Source organism: Gluconacetobacter sp., assembly GCF_047721585.1.
In the GTDB taxonomy this organism is placed as follows: domain Bacteria; phylum Pseudomonadota; class Alphaproteobacteria; order Acetobacterales; family Acetobacteraceae; genus Gluconacetobacter; species Gluconacetobacter dulcium.
This window is the reverse complement of record NZ_JBDNXE010000220.1, coordinates 1-3,392: the sequence shown is the minus strand read 5'-3', so window position 1 is coordinate 3,392 and position 3,392 is coordinate 1. Positions and strand designations below refer to the sequence as shown.

Annotated in this window: 7 protein-coding genes; 5 read left to right on the top strand and 2 right to left on the bottom strand. The window is 69.4% G+C overall.

Annotated elements, in window-relative coordinates:
* Nucleotides 1–751 (top strand): xylulokinase (locus ABF821_RS20415; protein ID WP_415531401.1); only part of this gene is annotated, 751 nt, incomplete at its 5' end.
* A gap of 56 nt (nt 752–807) precedes the next feature.
* Nucleotides 808–1,365, top strand: coding sequence for a DsbA family protein (locus ABF821_RS20410; RefSeq protein ID WP_415531400.1), 558 nt, complete (start codon nt 808–810; stop codon nt 1,363–1,365).
* A 41-nt stretch (nt 1,366–1,406) separates the two neighbouring features.
* On the opposite strand, the gene ABF821_RS20405 is transcribed toward ABF821_RS20410, so the two are convergent.
* Nucleotides 1,407–1,580 carry a hypothetical protein gene (locus ABF821_RS20405; protein WP_170143250.1) on the bottom strand — a complete coding sequence of 58 codons (174 nt, stop codon included), beginning with the start codon at nt 1,578–1,580 and terminating at the stop codon, nt 1,407–1,409.
* Between the two features lie 110 nt (nt 1,581–1,690).
* A complete protein-coding gene (locus tag ABF821_RS20400; protein WP_246402071.1) occupies nt 1,691–2,473 on the bottom strand; it encodes a helix-turn-helix transcriptional regulator in 783 nt (260 codons plus the stop codon).
* Nucleotides 2,474–2,559: 86 nt separating this feature from the next.
* Between ABF821_RS20400 and ABF821_RS20395 the strand changes: the two genes are divergently transcribed.
* From ABF821_RS20395 to ABF821_RS20385, 3 genes are all read left to right on the top strand, one after another.
* Nucleotides 2,560–2,838 (top strand): hypothetical protein, encoded by a 279-nt coding sequence (locus ABF821_RS20395; RefSeq protein ID WP_182974233.1) that lies wholly within the window; start codon nt 2,560–2,562, stop codon nt 2,836–2,838.
* Nucleotides 2,819–3,091, top strand: coding sequence for a hypothetical protein (locus ABF821_RS20390; protein WP_182974234.1), 273 nt, complete (start codon nt 2,819–2,821; stop codon nt 3,089–3,091). The genes ABF821_RS20395 and ABF821_RS20390 overlap by 20 nt, the downstream gene beginning before the upstream one ends.
* Nucleotides 3,091–3,392 (top strand): hypothetical protein (locus ABF821_RS20385; protein ID WP_415531399.1); only part of this gene is annotated, 302 nt, incomplete at its 3' end. The genes ABF821_RS20390 and ABF821_RS20385, both read left to right, overlap by 1 nt.

Sequence of the window (3,392 nt, the reverse complement as noted above, 5' to 3'; positions counted from 1 at the left end):
CGCCGGGGCCGTTGGGCTGGGGGCGGTGCGGCCGGGCGATGCCTTTGTCTCGCTGGGAACGTCGGGGGTGGTGTGGGCGACGACCGACCGCTTTCGGCCGGGGCCGCGCGCGGCGATCCATGCCTTCTGCCATGCCGTGCCGGGGATGTGGCACCAGATGGGGGTGACGCTCTCGGCGGCATCCTCGCTGGCCTGGTGGGCTTCGGTCGTGGGGCGGAGCGAGGCGGAATTGCTGGGGGAACTGCCGGAGGTGGTCGCGCGGCCCTCGGGGCTGCTGTTTCTGCCTTATCTGTCGGGGGAGCGCACGCCGCATAACGATGCCGGCATCCGGGGGGCGTTTATCGGGCTGGAGCGGAGCACGAGCCGCGCGCAGATGACGCAGGCGGTGCTGGAAGGCGTTGCGTTTTCGCTGCGTGATGCGCTGGACGGGTTGGCCGGGGCCGGGTCGGTGCTGGAGCAGGCCGATGTGATCGGGGGTGGGTCGCGCAGTGCGACGTGGCTGGGGATTCTGGCCTCGGTAATGGGGATTCGGCTGCATCGTCTGGCGCATGGCGAGCAGGGGGGCGCGTTCGGTGCCGCGCGGCTGGCGCGGCTGGCCGTGACGGGAGAGGATGTGGCGGCCGTGTGCCTGCCGCCGGAGCGGGTGGAGACGATTGCGCCGGATGACGCGTTGCAGGCGGCCTATGGCGCGGTGCTGCCGCGTTATCGGGCATTGTATCCCGCCTTGGCCGATTTTGCTGCCGTGCCATAGGGTTGCGGCGTGAGCGGTCGCCGTGTCGGGTTGGCCGGAAGAGGGAAGATGATGCGATGACACAGGTGACGGGCTGGCGGGCCGATCCGCTGGTGTGGGGGCATGGGCCTCGGCTGTTCGAGATGTTTCTGGAGCCGACCTGTCCGTTCTCCGTCCGCGCTTTCGGCAAGATGGATGCGTTTCTGGCGGCGGCGGGGGAGGAGCGGGTGACCGTGCGGCTGACGATGCAGTCGCAGCCCTGGCACATGTATTCCGGTGTGGTGACGCGCTGTGTCATCGCGGCTTCGACGTTGCCGGGGGGCAGGGAGAGCGCGCGGGCGGTGCTGGCGGCCGTGGGGGCGCATCGCGAGGAATTCGAGTTCGCGCACCATTGCGGCGGGCCGAACATGGAGGCCACGCCGAGGCAGATCATTGCCCGGCTGGAGGCGTATAGCGGCGTGGCGCTGGCGGAGGCGTTCGCGATTGCGGACCTGGACCGCGAGATCAAGCGCCATTGCCGCTATGCGCGGCAGAACGGCATCCATGTCTCGCCGACCTTCATGATCGACGGGCTGGTCGATCCGGCGATCGGCAGCGGGGATGCCGTTGCGGACTGGGTGGCGCGCCTGGGGTGAGGCGCGGCATGTCCGGGCGGCCCGCGGCCGCCCGGTGATCCTTAGAAACGGTGGTGGTAGTAGTCGCCGCGCCAGCCGCCGTGATCGTCGTACCAGCCGTAACGGCCGTTGTGATGGCCGCGGTGCCAGCCGCGATAGGGCGCGCGTTCGTAGGTGCAGGCCGCCAGCGTGAGTATCGCGAGCAGCGCGCAGGTGGAGCGGAGCAGTCTGGTCATGCTGGGGTCTCCTTCAACGGGTCCCATCTGTCGCCGGGGCGGCGCGTCGGGTCAGGCTGACGGGGAATCGTGGCGGCTTCGGGACGGGAACGCCCGATCGGGCGCCCGGATCATTTCCAGACCCATTTTCCGACGACGCGGCCGTTGATGTGCACCTCGTCCAGCGCCCGGGTGTAGGTGGGGTAGCCGGGATTGATGCTCATGATCTGGACCATGACCGGGTCGGTGGTGCCGTAGACGATCTCCAGCCGTTTCAGCACCAGGCCGAAGCCGTCCCACAGCACATAGACGCCGGGCGGTGAGGGCGTGCGGTGCGCGGTATCGACCAGCACCCGTTCGCCGGCCTGGTAGTCGGGCTCCATGCTGTCGCCCGCGACGCGCAGGACCACCAGGGCCTCCGGACTGTCGGTGAAGGCGCTGAGGAAGCGGCGGGGCAGGAACCAGTGATCGACCGGCTGGGGGCCGTCCTCGACCGCCATGTGGCTGGGCAGGGCGCCGGGGCCGGCCTGGGGGGCCACGTTATATTCGGGAATGCGGAACTGGCTCTCGGTTGGGGGCGGATCGCGCTCGACGGGGGCCGCGCCGAACGGGGCGCGGGGCGTGGCGAAATGCGGGCGGCGCGGTGAGGGATCGCCGGCGTCGGACAGGGCGCCGGGGGCCAGGGGCTCCCAGTTCGGGTCCGCGTCGTCGCGGAACACGTTGGCGCTGACGGCGAAGCGGCGGGCCAGGGACTCGCGCACGTCCTCGGGCAGGCGCTGGGGCGTGCCCTTGTGGATATATTGCTGGAGATAGGCGTGGTTGCGCCCCAGCGCGAGGGATTCCGCCTTCAGATTGCTGCCGGCCTCGGCAATCAGCCTGAGCAGGGCGTAGCGGGAGGGGGTCAGGACCGACATGACCCTATTATGCCGATCGGAATAGGGAATTCCCAATAGGATATATCCTCTTGACGGCAGGATTATGCCTATTATTGTGCCTATCCATGCGGACTGATCCTGTTTCCCTTTCCTATCGGCATGATCCCCTGCTGGGGATGATCGAGCGCTTCCTGACCGAGAGCGGCCTGTCGGCGACGGCTTTCGGCGTGCTGGCGATGAAGGACCCGCGCTTCGTCCATGAGATGCGGGCGGGGCGGGAAGTGCGGCGGGCGACACGGCTGCGGGTCGTGGCGTGCATGCGCGATGCCCGGACGCGCGATGGGGGAACTCGGCCGGTCTGCCCGACGGAACACGGAGGGCGTGATGAGGCCATCGAAATATGATTGGGCGCGGCTGGACCCGCAGGTGGATGCCCTGCTGGCGAAGGGGCTGCGGGTGACGCAGGTGGCGCAGGCGCTGGAGATGCGGGTGCAGACGATCCGCGACCGGCTGAGTTATCGCCGCCGGGCGCCGAGGGCCGGGATGAAGCGGGTGGCGCCGAAGCTGATCGACCGGACGTGTCTGAATTGCCGGGCCGCGTTCCAGGTGGCGTCACCGTTCCTGCGTCTGTGCCCCACCTGCCGCGCCGAATGCTGATGCCCCGACGACCGGGGGTGACGGGCGGCCCCCTGCTGAAACGACAAGGGCAGATCATGACGGGAACGGCAGGGATTCCGTTCGATGCGATCAACGCGGCGGCGCTGGCGAACTGGCCGGCGCTGGTGGCGGGCTGGCTGCCGGCGGGCCGGCGGCGGGGCGATGAATGGGTGGTGGGCGGACTGGACAATGCGCCGGGGCGGTCGCTCTCGATCAACCTGCGCACCGGGCTTTGGGCGGATTTTGCCGGCGGGCCGCGTGGGGGTGATCCGATCAGCCTTTATGCGGCGCTGCATGCGGG